Raw genomic sequence first — 19,262 nt, forward strand, 5'->3', positions numbered from 1 at the left:
GGTCACTCCTCGGTGGTCGGAAGGTCGGCCGCGCAACGGAAGCCGATCTGGTCGGAGCGGGTCATCCCGGCGCCGGTGAGCAGGAGCTTCACCGAGACGTCGGCCGGCTGGGGTCCGCCGTCGAAGTACCAGTCGGAGCCCTGCGCCTCGTACGCGGCGCCGCCCTTGAGGATCACGAAACGGGTGCGGCCGTCCGAGTGCTCGCTCTCGGTCAGGTTCCACACCAGCGGCTCGCGGCGGGCGAGCAGGCCGGCCTCGGCGGCCACCTGCCACTCGTCCTCGGTGGGAAGCCGGAGGCCGGCCCAGGCGGCGTACGCGCGCGCGTCCGCGAGGTCGACGTTGGTGACCGGCGCGTCGGCCGGACCCTGCCCGGCGGTGAAGCGCTCGGGACGGAGGGGCGTGTAGCCGGTGGCCCGCCAGAACTCGGCGTACTCGGCGTGGGTCACCTCGTGCGTGGCGATCGCGAACCGGCCAAGGTGGACACTGCGCCGCACCGTGGCGGTGTGGTGCAGGCGGGGCGGCAGCGGCTTCCACTCGTCGACGTAGGGCGCCTCGCCGTAGAGCCCGGTCTCCCGCACCCGATGCCGCACCACGAGATCCCGTCGACCGGCGTCGACCGCGACCAGCCCGGAAGGCACCCGCGCGTGCGGAGCCCACGGCGTGCGCGTGCGCACTGCGACGCGAGCCGGGAACGACGGGTCTCCGGCCGGCGCCTCGTGCGCCTCCACCGGAGCATCGGTGCGCCGCACCGCGGCGATCGCGCCGGCCGGCAGTGGGCCGCCGACCACGAAACGACCGTCACCGGCCGGCGCGACACTCAACTCGGCGCCGGTGACCAGGTCGACGAACCGCCCGGAAGGGCCGTCGACGACCAGCCACGGGCCGTCGTGGTCCCCGCCCCGGTTCACCACCGTCCACAGCGGAATGTCGTCGTGGGTCCAGCGGGACGCGTACACCTGGCCGGTCCCGGGGTGGTTCGCCAGCGGCACCCAGTCCTCGGACCGCAACCAGGCCGGGTGGCTGGTCTGCACGCGGCGCATCGCGCGCAGCACCGCGCGGTCGCGCTCGTTCCAGCCGACCCAGACGCCGAAGACGCCCTCCCAGACCAGCACGCCGACGCCGTTGAGCCAGGCGGAGTGCAGTTCGTCGAGGTGGTCGCGGTGCCAGCGGCGGGTGTGGTGCAGCACGTGCCGCCGCTCGAACCACTTGGCCCGCAGCACGCCCGGCACCTCGGAGTCGGCGAACCACTGCGCCCAGGACATCGCGTGGTCCTCGATCCGGGCCAGCGGCACGCGGCTCTCCCCTTCCAGCACCAGGCCGGGGCGGATCTTGTCGAGCGTCGCGCGCAGCTCGCCGGCACCCTCCTTCAGGGTGTCCAGGAAGACGCCGTCGACGCCGAGTGTCTCGACCAGGGCGGCGACCTCGGCCGCGTCGGTGCCCGGCTCGCGGCGGGTCCCGGTGTCCCACGGGTTGTAGTCGACGAACACCCGCACGCCGCGGTCCTGGAAGGCCCGCACGACCGACGGCAGCTCGGGCACGTCCCGGTACCAGTCGAACTGGTTGCGGTCGTCCAGACCGATCACCGGGTACGCGTGCCAGAGCACCACCCCGTCGAAGCCGCCGAAGTCCGTGGCGGCGCTGTCGAGGAACGCGTCGACGGTGAAGACCCCGCGCTCGTGGTCGTAGAGCGTCTCGTCCCACAGCCAGGCCAGGCAGACCGTGAAGCAGTCGCCGGGGATCTCGTCGTAGTGGCTGCCGGTGTAGCCGAGCCGCGCGCGGGCGCCGGCGCGCCAGCGGGTGAGCTGCGCGCGCCAGGCGGGCCAGTCGGCGGGGTCGGACGGCGCGGCGAAGATCTTCGCCTCGTCGAGCTCGGTGAGGTCCGCGTGGCCGGCCAGCGGCACCTCGGTCGGCAGGTCGATGGGCCGCGGGACGTACGGGTTGAAGCTCACGGAGTTCCTCGGTAGGTCGCGTCGTGCAGGGCGTCGATGGTGGCCCGGTCGGGCAGGGCGGAGGAGGCACCCGCGCGCTGGGCGCAGGCGGCACCGGCGGCGCAGGCCCAGCGCAAGGTGTGCGCGACCGCCGCCTCGCCGCGCTCGGCCCAGCCGACCGCGAGGGCACCGGTGAACGCGTCGCCGGCCGCGGTGGTGTCGACGGCCTCGACGCGTGGCGCGGGCACCTCCAGCCGCACACCCGTCCGGTCGGCGAAGAGCGCACCGCGGGCACCCAGCGTCATGACGACCCGGGGCACCAGCTCCAGGAGGGCGTCGACCGGCTCGGCCGACCGGGCGACGACCGCCGCCTCGTGTTCGTTGACCACCAGCAGGTCTACCAGGTCCAGCAGCTCCGGCGGCAGCGACGCGGCCGGAGCGGCGTTGAGCACCACGGTCGTGCCGGCGGCCCGGGCGGCGCCGGCGGCGGCCACCACGGTGGGCAGCGGCACCTCGAGCTGGAGCAGCAGCACGTCGGCGGCGGCGATGTCCGCCCGGTCGTCGTCGGTCAGGTCGGTGAGCGCGCCGTTGGCACCGGGGGCGACCACGATGAAGTTCTCGGCGGCCCGGTCGACCGCGATCAGCGCCACCCCGGACGGGCCGGGAACCGTGCGCAGGCCACGGACGCCGACCTCGGCCGCGACCAGGCTGTCACGCAGCCGCACGCCGAAGTCGTCGGAGCCGACCGCGCCCACGAACTCGCACGCGGCGCCGGCCCGGGCCGCCGCGACGGCCTGGTTGGCGCCCTTGCCGCCAGGCACGGTGCGGAAGTCCTCGCCGAGCATGGTCTCCCCCGGCCGGGGCAGCTGCGGCGTCGTCACGACCAGGTCCAGGTTGGCGCTGCCGACCACCACGACGCGCGCGCTCATGCCGCCACCGCCAGGGTGCGGGCGGCGAGCGCGTCGAAGCCGATGCCGTCGAAGCCGGCGATGCTGCTGGCCAGCCGGTTGTGCAGGGGGCCGACCCAGCGTTCGGGCAGCGCGGCGGCTCCGGTCAGTGCGCCGGTGACCGCGCCGACGGTGGCACCGGTCGAGTCGGTGTCCCAGCCGCCGCTGACCACGGCGCAGATCGACCGTTCGAGATCGCCGTGGCCGTAGGCGAGGGCGGCGGCCACCAGGGCCGCGTTGTTGCGCACGTGCACCCAGTGCAGGTGGCCGTGCCGGGCGTGGAGCGCGTCGACCACGGCCTCCCAGTCGTCGGAGCCGGCGCCGAGCGCCCGCGCCTCGCGGACCGTGGCCGCGAACCGGCTGCGCGGCGGCAGGACCGCCTCGGCGGCGTCCAGCACCTCGTCGACGCCGCGGGCGACCACCGCGGCGGCACCCAGGGCGGCGGCCCACAGTGCCCCGTGCACCCCGCCGCGGACGTGGCTGACCACGGCGTCCCGCCGGGCCAGCTCGGCCGCCCGGTCGGGCCGGCCCGGGTTGACCCAGCCGTAGACGTCGGTGCGGATCTGCGCGCCGATCCACTCCCGGAACGGGTTGTGCCGCCGCGCGCTGAGCGGCGGCGGGTAGCCCAGCAGCAGGTTCCGGTAGGCCACCCGCTCGGCGGTGAAGACCCGCCCGCCGGGCAGCCAGTCCAGCCACGCCTGCGCCACGTCGGCGCTGGTGAAGCCACGTCCGTGGGTCTCCAGCACACGCAGGGCGAGCAGCGCGAAGTTGAGGTCGTCGTCCTCGGGCATGCCGTCGATGTTCTCGGCGAGGCTGGTCGGCGCGCTGCGTCTGTTCCACGGATACCGCTGCGCGACCTCGGCCGGCAGCCCCCGCGCGGTGAAGTACCCGCGCAGGGGCCACCCGCCGGTGGCGGTGAGGATCTCCCGGATCCCGTCGCGGGAGATCTTCTCCACCGGCTTGCCGAGCAGGCAGCCGACCGCGCGGCCGAGCCAGGCACCGTGCACCCGGTCGACCGACGCGGCCGTCGGTAGCTCCCAGGTCGTCGGCCAGGTCGCCCGCAGGTCGGCCAGGTCGTCCGGTTCGTCGGCGGCGGCCACCGGCGGCAGGGCGTCGGCCTCCTCGATCAGCTCCACCGCGAGCGCCCGCAGGGCCGGCGACGCCGGCTCGGCCGACGCACCGCTGACCGGCGGGGTGAGATCTCCGCCGGCCGCCGCCCACCGCTGTTCGAGCGCGGTCACGTCGCGGCCCTCGTCCCGGCTGGCCGCGAGCTCGTGCGGCAGCAGATCCTCGGGCTGCACCCAGGTGATCCTCACCGGGTGCCGCCGGCGAGCTCGGCGAAGCGCTCCGCCCGCCGGGCGAACCGGGCGCGGTCACGGTCGAAGACCTCGGTGGCCACGGTCGCGAGCACGCGGGCCGGCTCCACCAGGTCGGTCTTCGAGGCGGTCGCGACCACCTCGGACCACTCGGCCGGCACCGCCTCGGCGCCACCGAGCGCACCGGCGATCGCGCCGGCCATGGTGGCGGTCGAGTCGGCGTCCCGGCCGTAGTTGACCGAGCCCAGCACCGCCGGGCGGAACTCGCCGCCGGCCACCACGAGCATGCCGATCGCGACGGGAAGCTCCTCGATGGCGTGCAGCCTGCTCGGCCGACGGGCGCCCAGACCCGGCCGGCGGTAGTCCTCGCCGACCGTGTCGAACGGCGCCACGGCGGCGCGCAGCGCGGGGATCGCCGTGCGCCAGTCGTGGTGCCCGCGGGCCTCCTTGACCACGGCGCCGATGGCCCCCCTCGTGCCGTCGCGCGCCAGGTCGAGCGCCGCCGCCACCACGTCCTCGACGCCCGCGCCGGGCGCCGCCGCCGCGGCGACCGCGGCGGCGAACACCGCCGCGGCCTCCCGGCCGTAGCTGTGCTGGTGCGCCCCGGTGAGCTCGACCGCCTCGGCGTACGCCCCGGCCGGGTCGCCCGCGTTGACGATGCCGACCGGAGCCATGTACATGGCCGCACCACAGTTGACGATGTTGCCGACCCCGGCCTCACGCGGGTCCGCGTGTGCGTGGTGCAGGCGGGTGACCAACCACCGCTCGGCGGCCGCGAGCCGATGGAAGGTCACCCCGTCCCGCTCCAGGTCGGGAATGTGCACCACCCGCTCGATCAGATCGGGCACCAGCAGATCCGCCACGTCGTACGCGTCGAGGTGGTCCCGTTTGGCCGCGTACGCGCGTACCAGGGCATGGGTCATCAATGTGTCGTCGGTGATGTGCCCGTCGCCCTTGTGGTACGGCGCCAATGGCCGCGCGGTGGCCCAGTCGGCGTGGTACGGGGGCACGATGCCCTCGACCCAGTCGCCGAAGCGGGCTCGGATCTCGTCCGGCAGCGCGGTCTCGGTGGCGCCACCCAGGGCGTCTCCGACCGCGGCGCCGACCAGGCAACCGACCGATGTGTCGAGCAAGAGTGACATTGTTACCTCAGAACCTGCTTGCCACCGTCGACCAGCTGACTCGCGAGCTGGTCCAGGGTGATCTTGTTGGCGAAGTACTGCTGGAGGGCCGGGGTGGCGTACTTGGTCTTCCACTCCGGGTAGCCGTCGGCCTGCTGGAACGGGGCGACGGTCAGGTCGGCGGCGCTGTCCGCGGCGACGTCCCAGCCTTGCTTGCCCTCGGTGAGCTTGACGAGCTCCTCGTTGGCCTGCTTGCCGGTCGGCACCAGCCAGTCGCCCTTGGCCAGCGCGGCCATGTTGGTGGGGTTGAGGAAGTAGGACAGGAACTGCGCCGCCTGCTCCTTGTGCTTCGAGTCAGCGGAGATCGACAGCGTCTGCGGGTTGGCCGCCTGGTTGGCGGACAGGCCCTTGATCGGCGGCAGCGTGACCCACTCGAAGTCCTTCGGAGCCTGCTCGACCATCTGCTGGCGCAGCGAGACCGAGCCGGGCAGCATCGCGTACTTGCCGCCGAAGAAGCCCGGCAGCGTGTCGGCGCCGCTCATGCCCAGCGCCTCCGGCGAAGCCGTCTTCGAGGTGTAGAGCATGTCGTGGATCCGCTTCGGGATCTCCTTCTCGGCGTCACCGATCTTGACCTCGGTCTTGCCGCCGTCGGTGTAGAAGAACTTGCCGTCGTAGTTGAGCGCCAGGTTCAGCACCCGGTTGGTCGGCGACTTCAGCGCCCACGCCACGCCGTACTGGCCGGACTTGGTCAGCTTCTGGGCGTTGCTCTGGAACTCGTCCCAGGTCCAACCGCCGTCGGCCGGCGGCACCGTGACACCGGCGGCGTCGAGCAGCTTCTTGTTGGCGATGACGACCTGCGACTCCAGCAGGAACGGCACGCCGGCGACCTGGCCGTCGAACGTCGTGGTGTCCCAGACGCCCTGGTCGATCTGGCCCTTCAGGTCGGCCGGGATCAGGTCCTTGAGGTCGGCCAGGTAGCCCTGCTTGCTGAACTCGCCGATCGACGAGGCCTCGTAGTGCACGATGTCCGGGGCGTCGCCGCCCTCGAACGAGGTGAGCAGCTGGTCGTGCACCGAGTTCCAGTCACCCTGGACGTACTCGACCTGGATGTCGGGGTGCTCGGAGTTCCACTTGGCGACCAGGTCCTTGTTGGCCTGCAGCGACTCCTTCTGCCAGGCGAGGCTGAGGAAGCGCAGCTTGACGGGGCCGGACGTGGCCTCGTCGTCGCCACCGTTGCCGCACGCGGCGAGCGCGCCGACACCGACGACCGCGACCGCCGCCGCGGCGGCCAGTCGACGGAATCTGATGGGGAGCATGGGGTCTTGCCTCCTTTGGGGGTGGGTAGTTCAGCCCTTGACCGCGCCGGCTAGTGACCCGGACGAGAGCCGGCGTTGCATGAACGCGAAGAAGACGAGGCTGGGCAGGGTCGCCAGCAGGGAACCGGCGGCCAGCGGGCCGAGCCGGGCGGTGCCCTCGATGCCGACGAACCGGGCCAGCGCGACGGGGAGCGTCTGCAGCTCGGGTGTCTTGATCAGCACCAGGGCGAAGAAGAACTCGTTCCAGGCCGAGATGAACGAGAACAGCGCGGTCGCGACCAGGCCCGGTGCGAGCAGGGGGAAGACCACGCGGCGCAGGGTCTGGAGCCGGGACGCGCCGTCGACCGACGCCGCCTCCTCGAGCTCGCGCGGGATGTTGCGGACGAAGCCCTGGAGCATCCAGAGCGCGAACGGGAGCGCCCAGACGACGTAGATCAGGATCAGCCCGGCGTGCGAGTTGGCCAGGCCGGCCTGCCGCAGCACCAGGAAGATCGGGATGATCAGCAGGACGAACGGGAAGAGCTGGGACAGCAGCACCCACCCCAGTGCCACCGTGCCGAGCTTGGACTTGAAGCGGGCCAGCGCGTACGACGCGGGCATGGCGACCAGCACCGTCAGCACCGCCGAGGCCAGCGAGACCTGGAGGCTGTTCCAGGCCGCCCGGCCGAGCTCCTGCTCGGTGAAGGCCTGCACGAAGTTCTGGACCGTGGGGTTGCTCGGGATCAGCGCGGGGTGCAGCTGCACCAGCTCGCGCGGCGGCTTGAAGGCCGTCGAGAGCAGCCAGACCAGCGGGAACCCGAGGAAGATCAGATATGCGGCGAGGGCCAGGTACTGCAACGCCCGACCGGTGCGGCTCGGTTTGCCCAGCATGTCAGTTCGCCTCCCGCAGCCGGCGACGGAGATAGATGGCGAGCAGGGCGACGATGATCACGACCATCACGTTGCCGAGGGCGGCGGCGTATCCGTAGTTGCCGTAGCGGAACGCCTCCTCGTACGCGAAGAGCATCGGCAGCATCGTCTTGCCGCCCGGACCGCCGGCGGTCAGCACGTAGACCAGGCCGAACGAGTTGAAGTTCCAGATGAAGTCCAGCGACGTGATCGCCACGATGACCGGCGTGAGCGCGGGCAGCGTGACGTGCCGGAACCGGTGCCACGCGCTCCCTCCGTCGACCGCCGCGGCCTCGTGCAGCTCCCTCGCGACCCCTTGGAGCCCGGCCAGCAGCACCACGGTCGTCTGCGGCATGCCGGCCCAGACACCCACGATGATCACGGCGGGCAGGGCGGTGCTGAAGTCGCCGAGCCAGTTGGTACGCAGCCCGTCGGCGCCGATCCGGTGGAAGAACTCGTTGAGCAGGCCGGCGTCCGGGTGGTAGACGAGCTTCCAGAGGATGCCGACCACGACCGGCGGCATCGCCCACGGCACGACCGACAGCACCCGGGCCACGCCTCGGAACCGCAGTTGCTGGTTGAGCAGCAGCGCGAGCCCGAGGGCGAGCACGAACTGGAGCACGGTGACGCCGAACGCCCAGATCAGGCCGATCTTGAACGAGTTCCAGAACATCTCGTCGCCGAGCAGCTGCTTGTAGTTCTCGAACCCGGTGAAGCTGATGTCGACGTTGCGCCCGGCGCGGGCGTCGGTGAAGCCGAGGTAGATGCCGCGCAGCAGCGGGAACACCGAGAGCACGAGGACCGGCAGCAGCGAGGGAAGCAGCAGCAGGTAGATGGTGGTCTTGTCGGACCGGGACCGGGCCTTCGGGACATCGTGCGTCGTCATGAGCTCACCCCTTCCCGGGACGGTTGGGCCGGGACGTTCGCTTGGGCGCTGGACGCCCGCACGGCGAGGCTGGGTTCGACCGACGCGCGGCGCGGCGGCAGAGTGGGGTCGGCGATGCGCTCCAGGAGCAGCTCGGCGGCGCGGCGACCACGCTCGGCCGATCCGAGGGAGACGCTGGAGAGCTGGGGAAACATCATCCGGGCGAGCTCGGTGTCGTCCATGCCGACCAGCGCGACGTCGGTCGGCACCTGGCGGCCCCGGGCCAGCAGGGCGTGCAGCGCGCCCGCGGCGATGAGGTCGTTGGCGCACACCAGGGCGTCCGGTTCGGCGCGGGCGAGCAGCCGTTCGGTGGCGTCCCGGCCCGCGGCGTACTGGAAGTCGCCCACCTCGACGAGGCTCTCGTCCAGCGCGATGCCGTGGGCGGCCAGCGCGGTGCGGAAACCGGCGTCACGGGCCGCACCGGGAACAGTGTCGAGCGGACCGTTGACAAAACCGATCCGCCGCCGTCCGGTCGCGACGAGATGGTCGACGGCCAGCGCGATGCCGCGCCGCGAGTCGGTGCGCACGTTGTCGACGGGCGCGTCCTCGGCGAGCTGACCAACGACGACCACCGGCACCGGACTGTCCTGGAACGCGGTCAGATGGTCGGCGGTGACGCGGATCGGCGAGATGATCATCCCGTCCACGTAGCGGTTGGCGAGCCGGCGCAGCAGGGCGGTCTCGTTGTCGATCCGGCCGCCGGTCGCGTGCACGAGCAGCTGGCGGCCCGAGCCGGCGACCACGGCCTCGATGGCCCGCATCATCTCGACGTAGACCGGGTTGCCGATGTCCTCGACCGCCAGCGCGACGAGCTCGGTGCGCTGGGACTGCAGCGAGCGGGCGATGGCGTTGGGCACGTAGCCGACCTCGGCGGCCGCTTCGCGCACCTTGCGTACGGTCTCCGGACTGCCACCGACGCCGTTCAACACCCGAGACGCGGACGCGATGGAGACGCCGGCCCGAGCAGCCACGGTGTGCACCGTCGGCCGTCCGTCCGAGGACTCCTGTAAACGTTTACGACCCACGTCCTGCACCTCCACCCGGTAGCTGTAAACGTTTCCGGGAGTTTGCGCCGTGATCAGCGAGGCGGTCAACCCCTCGTTACGAATACGTTTCCTATGGGAGCGCACCCGCCGCGATCGGTGCCGGCGTGGACACGCTCCGTCGAGCGGGCATCGAGCTTCGCAACCGTTATGGTGACCGCATGACCCGGGATGATTTGGTGGCCTACTGCCTGGCCAAGCCGGGTGCGTGGCCCGACGAGCCGTGGGAGGGCGACCAGGTCGCCAAGGTGGGCAGCAAGATCTTCGCGTTTCTCGGTGCCGGGCCGCCGCCCACCGTCGGCCTGAAGTGCGGCGCCAACCGGGAGATGGCCGACGAGTGGCTGGCCCGCTATCCCGACGCCGCCCGGGTGATGGCCTACATCGGACGGTCGGGGTGGAACACGCTCCAGGTCGGCACCGGCATCCCCGACGACGAGATCCTGGAGGCGATCGACGCCTCGTACGACGCCGTCGTGGCCAAGCTGCCTAAGCGCGAGCGCCCGATTACGTGACCGGCTCGGGCCACTCGTGGTCCGGCAGCAGTTCGCGCAGCGGTGACCAGCGCGTCGCGCCCAGCACCACCTCGGTGTCCAAATTGTCCGGGTGGAGTTGCCGGATGAACTCGCGGCAGCGGCCGCACGGCGGGAGCACGTAGATCCGGTCGTCGCGTTCGTCTCGCCAGACCGCCACGATGCGGGCGATCCGCTCCTCCCCCGCCGTGACCATCGCGGCGATCGCGCCGGCCTCGGCGCAGAAGCCGGTGCCGCACGCCGTGTCGATGCTGACGCCGACGTGGCGGTGGCCGTCGGCGGTGACCAGCGCGGCACCTACGTCGCCCACGAGCCGCCCCTGCAACCGCCGCGGTGCGACCACCGCCAGCGCCGCCGCGATCAGCTCCTCGAAGTCCATGGGTCCTCAGGGTAGGTCTCGGGCGAACGGCCATCGGCGGCCGACCGCGACGTGAGTGATCACCGAGAAGGCGAGGGCGTTGAGGCTCGCGTGCACCACGAACTCGCTCGGTTCGAGCCGGCCGAAGTCGACCGTCCGGGCGTACGCGGTCAGCACCACGTAGAGCACCGTCGCCAGCGCCGAGACCGTCAGCACCGACAGCCATTTGTCCATCACCGCGCTGATGTGTGGGCGCACCGCGTTCTCGAACAGCATCGACACCACCAGGCCCGCGGCGATGAAGGCCGCCGCGCCAGCCATGATCTTGCCTGGACTCACGGCGAGATGAACGAGGGTGTACGTGGCCCAACCACCCAGGATCACCGTCCCGTTGGCCACCAGCAGCCGCAGCCAGCGGCGCTTGATCAGGTTGAACGGCCAACCCCGCCACGTCACGTAGAGCCACGTCTGCCAGGCGCCGATCGTCACCGTCAGGGCGCCCAGCGCGGCGCCGGACATCGGGCCGGTCTGCGTGTGCAGGCCCGTGGACGCCGGCGGGTGCACGTCGACGACGAAGTAGTAGACCAGCAGCGCGGCACCCCAGGCGACGGCGGCGGCGAGCAGCCCGGCCGGCACCCGCGGCAGCCTGCGCAGCGGCCAGCCCTCGTTGACCAGGGTGAACTGCAGCATCGCGGTGAACGCGGTGCCGGCGAGCGGCAGCACCGCCGGGAAGGTCGGCAGGTGGCCCGGTCCCGGGTTCGGGTCGAACACACCGCGCGGGTCGACGCCGCCGGCTATCAGCTGGCCGAGAAAGGTCAGCCCTACGCCCAGCGCGATGATGAACAGGGTGTTGAGCCACCCCGACAGCCAGCGGGGTGCGAGCGCGGTCCCCGGCCAGTCGTTCCACCAGAACGCCACGACCGCGACCGGGACCAGCGAGAACGTGACCAGCGGGCCGATCACCACCACGGACCGGGCCGGGCCGTCGAGCGCGAACGCCAGCGCCACCGCGATCGGCACCACGAACAGCAACCCGGCCAGGCCGAGCCACGGCTGGCGGGCGACGCTCCGCGCGATGGCGGCCCGGGTGGCCGGTCTCAGCTCCGCGGTCGGAGTGCTGATGACCGGCCGCTCCGGCAACGCGGCGGTCGCACTCACCTCATCCGGCGCCGCCACCGTTCATCACAACCTCGGCCGTCATCGGCAGCTCGTTCATCCGGCGCCCGGTGGCGTGGAAGACCGCGTTGGCGATCGCCGCGGCCGCGCCGACCTGGCCGACCTCGCCGACGCCCTTGACGCCGAGCGGTCCCACCACGTCGTCCTCGACCTCCACGAACTCGACCTGGATGTCCGGGATGTCGGCGTGCACGGGCACGAGGTACTCACCCAGGTTGTTCAACGCCCACCGCCCCGACTGGCGGTCGATCTGGTTGCCCTCCAACAACGCCTGGCCGAGCCCCCACAGCATGCCCCCGAGCAGCTGGCTGCGGGCGAGCTTGGGGTTGAGCACCCGCCCCGGCGCGAACACGCCGGCCATCCGCCGCACCCGCACCAGGCCGAGGTCCTTGTCGACGGCCACCTCGGCGAACTGCGCGCCGAAGGTGAGCAGGCCGTGCGGCGTCGTGAACGGCGGCGGGGTCCAGCTGCCCAGCGCCTCCATGTCGAGAAGCCGGTTGCGCTGCAGCAGGTCCGCATAGGACTCACTGATCGACGGGTCCAGAGTGGACGTCATGCGCCCGTCCGCGACCCGCACCGAGCTCGCCGACAGCCCGTGCAACGGCGACTTGTCGTCGTTGACCGCGTGCGCGATCAGGTCGTTGCGCAACGTCGTGGCGGCGTTGTGCACCGCGGACGACGCCATCGTCGCACCCATCGAGCCCACCGCCGAGGTGGTGTTGGGCAGGTCGGTGTCGCCCGCCTCGAACCGCAGCACGTCCATGTCGACGCCGAGCCCGTCGGCGCCGACCTGGGACATCGACGTGGTCACGCCGATGCCGAACTCCTGCGCGCTGGTCTGGATGACGACGCTGCCGTCGTGGAAGATCCGGGCGCGGGCGTGCTGCACCGGCATGAAGAACGCGACCGGATAGCCGGCGCCGGCCACACCGCTGCCGATCAGGTCGTTGCCGTCCTGGCGTACGCCCGGCGTCGGGTCCCGGTCGGCCCAGCCGACCAGCTCGGCGCCGCGGCGCAGACACTCGGCCATGCCGTCGCTGGACCACGGGTTGCCGTGGTTGTCGACCGGCGGGTGGTTCATGATCCGCAGTTCGACCGGGTCCATCCCGAGCTCGTACGCGAGCCGGTCCAGCGCGGTCTCCAACGAGAACGACCCCAGCGACTCGCCCGGCGCCCGGGTGAACGTCGGCGTCATCGTGTTGCCCCGGATCAGGTTGTGCGAGCCCAGATAGTTGTCGCAGCCGTAGATCTGTGTCGAGCCGCCGGTCGCCGGCTCGGCCCAGTCGTCGAACGGCGAGGTGACCGACACCTTCAGGTGCCGGATGGCGGTGAGGCGGCCGTCGCGACCGGCGCCGAGGGTGATCCGCTGCTCCTGCTCCTCGCGGTGCCCGTTGGAGGTGAAGCTCTGCGGCCGGGTCAGCGCGAGCCGCACCGGTCGCCCGACGTGCCGGGCGGCCATCGCGGCCAGCGTCACGTGCGGCCACACCATCGCCTTGGAGCCGAACCCGCCGCCGACGAAGTGGGTGATCACCCGGACGTCGGAGAGCGGGATGCCGAGCAGCGACGCGACGGTGAGCTGGCTGGCCCGTACGCCCATCGTGGAGTCCCAGAGCGTGAGCCGGTCGCCGTCCCACTGCGCCGTGGTCACGCCGGTCTCCAGCGGGTTGTGGTGGTTCGCGGCGAAGTGGTAGGTCGCGTCGACCGTCACCTCCGCCGCGGCCAGGGCGGCGTCGACGTCACCACGCTCGTCGCGGGCGGGCATCAGGCCACCGAAGAGCGTCTGCGCCTCGTACGCCGTCGTCCGCCCGTCCTCGATCGTGGCGACCGGCGTGCTCTCCTCGTAGGTGATGTCGAGCAGTGCGGCGGCGTGCGCCGCGCGCTCCAGCGAGTCCGCGACCACGAGTGCGACGGGTTGCCCCCAGTAGTGCACGACGTCGTCCTGCATCGGGAAGAAGCTCTCCCCCGGCGCCGGCTGGCCGGCCAGCGAGGGGATCAGCTTCGGCGCGTTGGCCACCTTGGGGGTGTTCTGGTGGGTCATGATCCCATAGACGCCGCCGGCCGCACGGGCGGCGGACTCGTCGATCGACACCACCCGCCCTTTGGCCGTGTCGGCGCCGACGATGAGCCCGTACGCCAGCCCGGGCAGCACGATCTCACCGCAGTAGCGACCGGTCCCGGTGACCTTGTCGGGCCCGTCGACGCGATTAACCGGCTTGCCCAGGACGGGGCTCATGACGTGGTCACCTCGCTCAACTCGCGGACGATCGCGCGCTTGGCGAACGTCACCTTGAACGCGTTCATCGGCCGCGTGTGGGCGTCGGCCAGTTCCGCGTCGGCGGCGGCCGCGAAGTTCTCCGGTGTCGCCGGTCGGCCGATCAAGGCCTCCTCGGCCCGGTGCGCGCGCCACGGCACGGTGCCGACGCCGCCGAGTGCCAGCCGCAGTTCGGCCACGTTGCCCGCGTCGTCGACCCGCATCGCGGAGAAGACCGAGACCAGCGCGAACTCGTACGAGGCCCGGTCGCGGTGCTTGACGTAGCGCGAGACACGCGCGACCGGCAGGTCGGGCACGTCGATCGCGACGATGAGCTCGCCGTGCGCCAGCGGGTGCTCGACGCTGGGGGTGTCCTCCGGGCGCAGGAAGAACTGCTCGATCGGGATGGTCCGCGTGCCGTCCGGGCCGATCGTGCGGACCACCGCGTCGAGCGCCACCAGCGCGACCCCCACGTCCGACGGATGGGTCGCGATGCACTGCTCGGAGGTGCCCAGGATGGCGTGGCCGCGGTTGACCCCGGTCAGGGCCGAACAGCCGCTGCCGGGCTCGCGCTTGTTGCACGGCGAGCGGCCGTCCCGGAAGTAGGAGCAGCGGGTCCGCTGGCACATGTTGCCGCCCATCGAGGCCATGTTGCGCAGCTGTTCGGAGGCGCCCAGCAGCAGCGCCTGCGACATGCCGGGATAGCGCTCGACGATGCGCGGCGCGCGGGCCACGTCGCTCATGCGGGCCATCGCGCCGATGCGTACGCCGCCGCCGTCCGTGTCCTCGAGATAGGTCAGCGGAAGCTCGTTGACGTCGACGAGCAGCGTGGGCTGGACGACGCCGAGCCGCAGCAGGTCGATCTCGGTGGTGCCGCCGGCCAGGAACGCGCTGTCCGGGTTCGCGCTGACCGCGGCGACCGCGTCGTCGATCGAGCCGGCCCGGAAGAACGTGATCGGTCGCATCGTCATCAGCCCTCGTCGTCGGCGTCGCGCACCTCGCGGATCGCCGCGTGGATGTTCGGGTACGCCTGGCACCGGCAGATGTTGCCGCTCATGTGCTCGGCGATGTCCTCGTCCGTGGTGGCGTTGCCCTCGCGCAGCAGCGCGATCGCCGACATGATCTGCCCCGGCGTGCAGTAGCCGCACTGGAAGGCGTCGTGGTCGACGAACGCCTGCTGCATCGGGTGCAGCTCGCCGTCCTGCGCGATGCCCTCGATCGTGGAGACCTGGTGCCCCTCGCACGACATCGCCAGGGTCAGGCAGGACAGCACCCGGCGCCCGTCCACCCAGACCGTGCACGCGCCGCAGGTGCCCTGGTCGCAGCCCTTCTTGGTGCCGGTGAGGTCGAGATGCTCGCGCAGGGCGTCGAGCAGGCTCACGCGTGGTTCCAGCTCGATCGGGAAGGTCGAACCGTTGACGTCCAGGGTGACCGGTTCGCGCTCCGGCCCCCGCACACCCGTGACCGCGGGCGCGCTCGATTGGTTGATTGCCATCGCTCGCTCCTCGGCTCTCGCCAGAGCTTCAGCATCGCCAACCGCGCGCGCGACCTGCGGGTGATCGGGGAATCCGGCGTGCTATCCGGCCAGAAGCGTGTGGAGGGGCACGCTGGGGTCGGCGAGCCGGTCCAGGTCGACATCCTTGCCGGTGTAGCCGCCCCGCACGAGTTTCTGGATATCGTCCTGTACGTCCCATACGTTGACGTTCATCCCGGCGAGGACATGCCCGTGGCGGGTCCAGAACGCCATGAACTCGGGCGCCTTGCCGTCCACGATGGACGGGTCGCCGCGGAACACCACCCGGTCGTAGCCGCCGCGCGGGAACCAGCCGGCCAGCTCCATGCCCAGGTCGTACTGATCGGTGAAGAAATAGGGAACGCGGTCGTACGAGACGTCCTGGCCGAGCATCGATCTCGCCGCGGCCGGGCCGCTGTTCAGCGCGTTGGCCCAGTGCTCAACACGCAGGTGCTGGTGCAGCAACGGGTGGTAGGCCGACATGACGTCGCCGCACGCGTAGATGTCGGGATCGCTGGTGCACAGGGCCGCGTCGGTCACCACGCCGTCGTCGACCCGCAGCCCGGCGGCCCGGGCCAGCTCGACGTTCGGGGTGATCCCGATGGCGATCAAGGCCGCGGAGGCGGGCACCTCGACGTTGTCCTCCAGCACCGCGTGGGTGATCCGGTCGCCGATGCCGCCGAGCTCGCGCACCTGGGTCTCGAAGTGGAAGTCGACGCCGTGCGCCCGGTGCAGGTCGCGGAAGACCTCACCGACCTCGTCGCCGAGCACCTGGCGCAGCGGCCCGCGGTCGGTCTCGACCACGGTGACGTCGCAGCCGTAATGGCGGGCGGCGGCGGCGATCTCGAGCCCGATCCAACCGGCGCCGATCACCACGAGCGGCCCGCCCTCGCGCAGCGTCGCGCCGAGCGCCTCGGACTCCTCGATCGTGCGCAGGTGGTGGATCCGGGGGCCTTCGGCGCCGGGCAGGTCGAGCGTCCGGGGGGACGAGCCGGTGGCCAGCAGAAGCTTGTCGTACGCGACCTGCTCGCCGTCGTCGAGGGTCACCCGGTGCGCGGCGGGGTCCACCGCGGTGACCCGGGTGCCCGTCCGCAGCTCGATCCGCTGGTCCGCGTACCACTTCTCGTCGTGCGCGAAGGCCTTGCCCCGTTCTTCCTTGCCGAGCAGGTAGCCCTTCGACAGCGGCGGTCGTTCGTAGGGCAGCTGGTGCTCCAGGCCGATCAGCACGATCCGCCCGTCGAAGCCCTCGGCCCGCAGCGTCTCGGCTGCCCGGGAGCCTGCCAGGGACGCACCGACGATCACGAACACCCGCTCGCTCATTCGGACAGTCAACCAGAAACCACGTTCTGTCGCGTTTTACGCGGTGCGGTGTCTCCGCGATGGCTAGCGTCCTTCGGATGACACAGACCACGGAGGAGTTCGCCGACCGCCTGTTCCGCTCCGCGCTCGGCACGGCGGAGCTGCTGTCGGTCTACCTCGGCGACCGGCTCGGCTGGTACCGGGCGCTGGCCGACGGCGGCCCGGCGGACGCGGCGGCGCTGGTGGAGCGGGCCGGGGGCGTCCAGCGGTACGCACGGGAGTGGCTGGAGCAGCAGGCCTCGTGCGGCATCCTGACCACCACCGGCGACGGCCGGTTCGCACTGCCGCCCGGAGCCGCCGAGGTGCTCACCGACACCCGGAGCCTCAACTACCTCGCCCCGCTGGCCCGCACGTTCGCCGCGGCCGCGGTTCAGCTCCCGGCGCTGGTCGGTGCCTACCGGGACGGCGGCGGGGTGGCGTGGGCGACGTTCGGCACCGAGATGCGCGAGGCGCAGGCCGACGCCAACCGGCCCTGGTTCGAGCACGCGCTGCCGGCCGCGCTGGCCGGCGTCCCGGCGCTGGACGAGGTACTGAGCGCGCCGGGTGCGCGGATCGCCGACGTGGGCTGCGGAGCCGGGTGGTCGACCATCGCGCTCGCCCGCGCGTACCCCCAGGCCACGGTCCACGGTTTTGACGTCGACCCGCCGTCGGTGGCGATGGCGACCGCGAACGCGCAGGAGGCCAAGCTGCGCGACCGGGTCACCTTCCACCTGGTCGACGCCGGCGGCGGCCTGCCCGACACCGGCGACTACGACGCGGCGTTCGCTTTCGAGTGCGTGCACGACCTGCCCCACCCGGCGCGGGTGCTGGCGGCGATGCGCGGTGCGGTCCGGCCCGGCGCTCCTGTCGTGGTGATGGACGAGGCGGTGGGCGAGGCGTTCCACGCGCCGGGCGACGACGTCGAGCGGCTGATGTACGGCTTCAGCACGCTGGTCTGCCTGCCGGACAGCATGACCGACCCGGAGTCGGCGGCCACCGGCACGGTGATGCGTCCTGACACCCTGCGCGGGTACGCCCGGGAGGCCGGCTTCACCGACGTCGACGTGCTCCCGATCGAGGATTTCGGCTTCTTCCGCTTCTACCAGCTCCGGCACTAGGTATACCTAGGCCGCCGGTCGGGCGACGCTAAGGAGGGTCTTGCCCGGAAGTTAGGGAATCGCTGCCGATGTCGTGGTGTGCCGGTCCGAACAGGATGGAGTCATCACCTCGACATTGGGAGTCCGCGATGTACCAGCACCCCGAGCTGATGCTCACCCTGGCCCACGACCACCAGCGCGACCTGATCGCCGACGCCGACCGCAAGCGGCTGTTCAACCGGATCCACCGGCGCCGGTCCGACCGCTTCCGCTCCGCGCGGGCTACCAGGTGACCCGGCCGATGGTCAGCGGGTCAGCCGGTAGTGCCAGTCCACCGCGGCCGGGTCGGTCAGCGACGCCACCTGGTCGACGACCACCCGCCGCCGGGCCGGGTCGTCGGGGGCCGCCTTCCACGCCGCCGCGAACGCCGGGTCGAGCCCGCCCGGCGCACGGTCGGCCAGCACCTCGACGAGCTCCGTCAACACCGCGCGCTGCTGCTCGTAGCGGCCGTGTGCGCCCGGCCGGCGCATCACGTAACGCAGCGCGATGCCCTTGAGCAACGCGCACTGCGCGCGGACGCGGGCCGGCACGACCAGGTCGGCGGCATAGCGGCGCAGCGGGCCGGTGCCGTAGGCGGCACGCGTGGACTCGACCGCGGCCGCGACGAACCGACCGGTCAGCACGCTGGTCAGGCCCTTGAGCGCGGCCTGCGCCCGGTGGCTACCGTCGTGGTCGGCGACCGCGACCAGCGCCGGGTCGGCGAGCAGCCCGTCGAGCACCGGGGCGAGAGCGTCGGCCGGCTCCGTCGAATAGGCCTCGGCGGCGTCCCGGCAGAGCGCCGCCCGCTCGTCCGCGTCGTCGATCAGCCGGCGCACCCGCACGTAGCCGCCGTGGATGCCGTCCTCCACGTCGTGCACCGAGTAGGCGACGTCGTCGGCCCAGTCCATCACCTGGGCCTCCAGGCAGCGCCGCTCCGGCTCGGGCGCCGCGGCGCGCAGCCACCCGAAGACCGGCAGGTCGTCCGCGTACACGCCGAACTTGCGCTTCTCGGGTTTCCTGGCCCAGGGATATTTGCAGGTCGCGTCCAGCGCCGCCCGCGTCAGGTTGAGGCCGGCGCCGAGCACCTTGGCCTCCAGGCGGGTCAGCACCCGCAGCGTCTGCGCGTTGCCCTCGAACCCGCCGCACTCCCTCGCGAGCTCGTCGAGCGCGGCCTCGCCGTTGTGGCCGAACGGCGGATGACCCAGGTCGTGCGCCAGCCCGGCCACGTCGACCACGTCGGGGTCGCAGCCGAGCCGCGCGCCCATCTCGCGACCGATCTGGGCGACCTCGAGCGAGTGGGTGAGCCGGGTGCGCAGGAAGTCGTCCGTGCCCGCCATGTGCACCTGGGTCTTGGCCGCGAGCCGGCGGAACGCGGCGGAGTGCAACACCCGGGCGCGATCCCGCTCGTACGGGCCGCGTCCCTCGCCGGTGTCCTTGGGCGGCTCGGGCGCCCATCGCTCCGCGTCGCTCACATGG

18 protein-coding genes are annotated in these 19,262 nt (G+C 72.1%); 3 read left to right on the forward strand and 15 right to left on the reverse strand.

The window, feature by feature from the left end; genetic code table 11:
* Positions 1-2: 2 nt before the first annotated feature.
* The 8 genes from AB0J88_RS38935 to AB0J88_RS38970 are packed head-to-tail and all read right to left on the reverse strand — an operon-like array spanning position 3 to position 9,412.
* The gene (locus AB0J88_RS38935) at positions 3-1,949 is read right to left on the reverse strand and encodes an SUMF1/EgtB/PvdO family nonheme iron enzyme (RefSeq protein WP_364360586.1); all 1,947 of its coding nucleotides are present in this window, start codon (positions 1,947-1,949) and stop codon (positions 3-5) included.
* Positions 1,946-2,857: a PfkB family carbohydrate kinase gene (locus AB0J88_RS38940; RefSeq protein WP_364360584.1), complete on the reverse strand. Its 912-nt coding sequence runs from the start codon at positions 2,855-2,857 to the stop codon at positions 1,946-1,948. Before AB0J88_RS38940 ends, AB0J88_RS38935 begins: the two co-directional genes overlap by 4 nt.
* Complete coding sequence (locus AB0J88_RS38945) at positions 2,854-4,176, reverse strand: ADP-ribosylglycohydrolase family protein (RefSeq protein ID WP_364360582.1); 1,323 nt, start codon at positions 4,174-4,176, stop codon at positions 2,854-2,856. Before AB0J88_RS38945 ends, AB0J88_RS38940 begins: the two co-directional genes overlap by 4 nt.
* A gap of 11 nt (positions 4,177-4,187) precedes the next feature.
* Entirely contained in the window at positions 4,188-5,333 is a 1,146-nt protein-coding gene (locus AB0J88_RS38950; RefSeq protein WP_364360580.1) for an ADP-ribosylglycohydrolase family protein, read from the reverse strand.
* A gap of 2 nt (positions 5,334-5,335) precedes the next feature.
* Positions 5,336-6,628 carry a sugar ABC transporter substrate-binding protein gene (locus tag AB0J88_RS38955; protein WP_364360578.1) on the reverse strand — a complete coding sequence of 431 codons (1,293 nt, stop codon included), beginning with the start codon at positions 6,626-6,628 and terminating at the stop codon, positions 5,336-5,338.
* A 30-nt stretch (positions 6,629-6,658) separates the two neighbouring features.
* Positions 6,659-7,498 carry a carbohydrate ABC transporter permease gene (locus AB0J88_RS38960; RefSeq protein ID WP_364360576.1) on the reverse strand — a complete coding sequence of 280 codons (840 nt, stop codon included), beginning with the start codon at positions 7,496-7,498 and terminating at the stop codon, positions 6,659-6,661.
* 1 nt (position 7,499) lies between these two features.
* Positions 7,500-8,402: a sugar ABC transporter permease gene (locus AB0J88_RS38965; RefSeq protein WP_364360574.1), complete on the reverse strand. Its 903-nt coding sequence runs from the start codon at positions 8,400-8,402 to the stop codon at positions 7,500-7,502.
* Entirely contained in the window at positions 8,399-9,412 is a 1,014-nt protein-coding gene (locus AB0J88_RS38970) for a LacI family DNA-binding transcriptional regulator (RefSeq protein ID WP_364360572.1), read from the reverse strand. The genes AB0J88_RS38965 and AB0J88_RS38970 overlap by 4 nt, the downstream gene beginning before the upstream one ends.
* 233 nt (positions 9,413-9,645) lie before the next feature.
* Between AB0J88_RS38970 and AB0J88_RS38975 the strand changes: the two genes are divergently transcribed.
* Positions 9,646-9,996: an MmcQ/YjbR family DNA-binding protein gene (locus AB0J88_RS38975; protein WP_364360570.1), complete on the forward strand. Its 351-nt coding sequence runs from the start codon at positions 9,646-9,648 to the stop codon at positions 9,994-9,996.
* Here the strand turns inward: AB0J88_RS38975 and AB0J88_RS38980 are convergent.
* The 6 genes from AB0J88_RS38980 to AB0J88_RS39005 form a co-directional block, all read right to left on the reverse strand.
* The gene (locus AB0J88_RS38980; RefSeq protein ID WP_364360568.1) at positions 9,989-10,393 is read right to left on the reverse strand and encodes a cytidine deaminase; all 405 of its coding nucleotides are present in this window, start codon (positions 10,391-10,393) and stop codon (positions 9,989-9,991) included. The genes AB0J88_RS38975 and AB0J88_RS38980 overlap by 8 nt on opposite strands.
* Before the next feature lie 6 nt (positions 10,394-10,399).
* Complete coding sequence (locus tag AB0J88_RS38985) at positions 10,400-11,548, reverse strand: hypothetical protein (RefSeq protein WP_364360566.1); 1,149 nt, start codon at positions 11,546-11,548, stop codon at positions 10,400-10,402.
* A complete protein-coding gene (locus AB0J88_RS38990; protein WP_364360564.1) occupies positions 11,532-13,781 on the reverse strand; it encodes a xanthine dehydrogenase family protein molybdopterin-binding subunit in 2,250 nt (749 codons plus the stop codon). The genes AB0J88_RS38985 and AB0J88_RS38990 overlap by 17 nt, the downstream gene beginning before the upstream one ends.
* Positions 13,778-14,770: a xanthine dehydrogenase family protein subunit M gene (locus tag AB0J88_RS38995; RefSeq protein WP_364360562.1), complete on the reverse strand. Its 993-nt coding sequence runs from the start codon at positions 14,768-14,770 to the stop codon at positions 13,778-13,780. Before AB0J88_RS38995 ends, AB0J88_RS38990 begins: the two co-directional genes overlap by 4 nt.
* Positions 14,770-15,294 carry a (2Fe-2S)-binding protein gene (locus AB0J88_RS39000; RefSeq protein ID WP_364360560.1) on the reverse strand — a complete coding sequence of 175 codons (525 nt, stop codon included), beginning with the start codon at positions 15,292-15,294 and terminating at the stop codon, positions 14,770-14,772. The genes AB0J88_RS38995 and AB0J88_RS39000 overlap by 1 nt, the downstream gene beginning before the upstream one ends.
* A gap of 81 nt (positions 15,295-15,375) precedes the next feature.
* Positions 15,376-16,632 carry an FAD-dependent oxidoreductase gene (locus AB0J88_RS39005; RefSeq protein ID WP_364360558.1) on the reverse strand — a complete coding sequence of 419 codons (1,257 nt, stop codon included), beginning with the start codon at positions 16,630-16,632 and terminating at the stop codon, positions 15,376-15,378.
* Between the two features lie 77 nt (positions 16,633-16,709).
* On the opposite strand from AB0J88_RS39005, the gene AB0J88_RS39010 reads away from it, so the two are divergent.
* Together AB0J88_RS39010 and AB0J88_RS39015 are read left to right on the forward strand one after the other, a co-directional pair.
* Complete coding sequence (locus tag AB0J88_RS39010; RefSeq protein ID WP_364360556.1) at positions 16,710-17,768, forward strand: methyltransferase domain-containing protein; 1,059 nt, start codon at positions 16,710-16,712, stop codon at positions 17,766-17,768.
* A gap of 128 nt (positions 17,769-17,896) precedes the next feature.
* Positions 17,897-18,040: a hypothetical protein gene (locus AB0J88_RS39015; RefSeq protein WP_364360554.1), complete on the forward strand. Its 144-nt coding sequence runs from the start codon at positions 17,897-17,899 to the stop codon at positions 18,038-18,040.
* A gap of 12 nt (positions 18,041-18,052) precedes the next feature.
* On the opposite strand, the gene AB0J88_RS39020 is transcribed toward AB0J88_RS39015, so the two are convergent.
* A complete protein-coding gene (locus AB0J88_RS39020) occupies positions 18,053-19,258 on the reverse strand; it encodes a deoxyguanosinetriphosphate triphosphohydrolase (protein WP_364360552.1) in 1,206 nt (401 codons plus the stop codon).
* Positions 19,259-19,262: the final 4 nt, after the last annotated feature.

This window comes from Asanoa sp. NPDC049475, from assembly GCF_040676915.1.
Classification (GTDB): Bacteria; Actinomycetota; Actinomycetes; order Mycobacteriales; family Micromonosporaceae; genus Asanoa.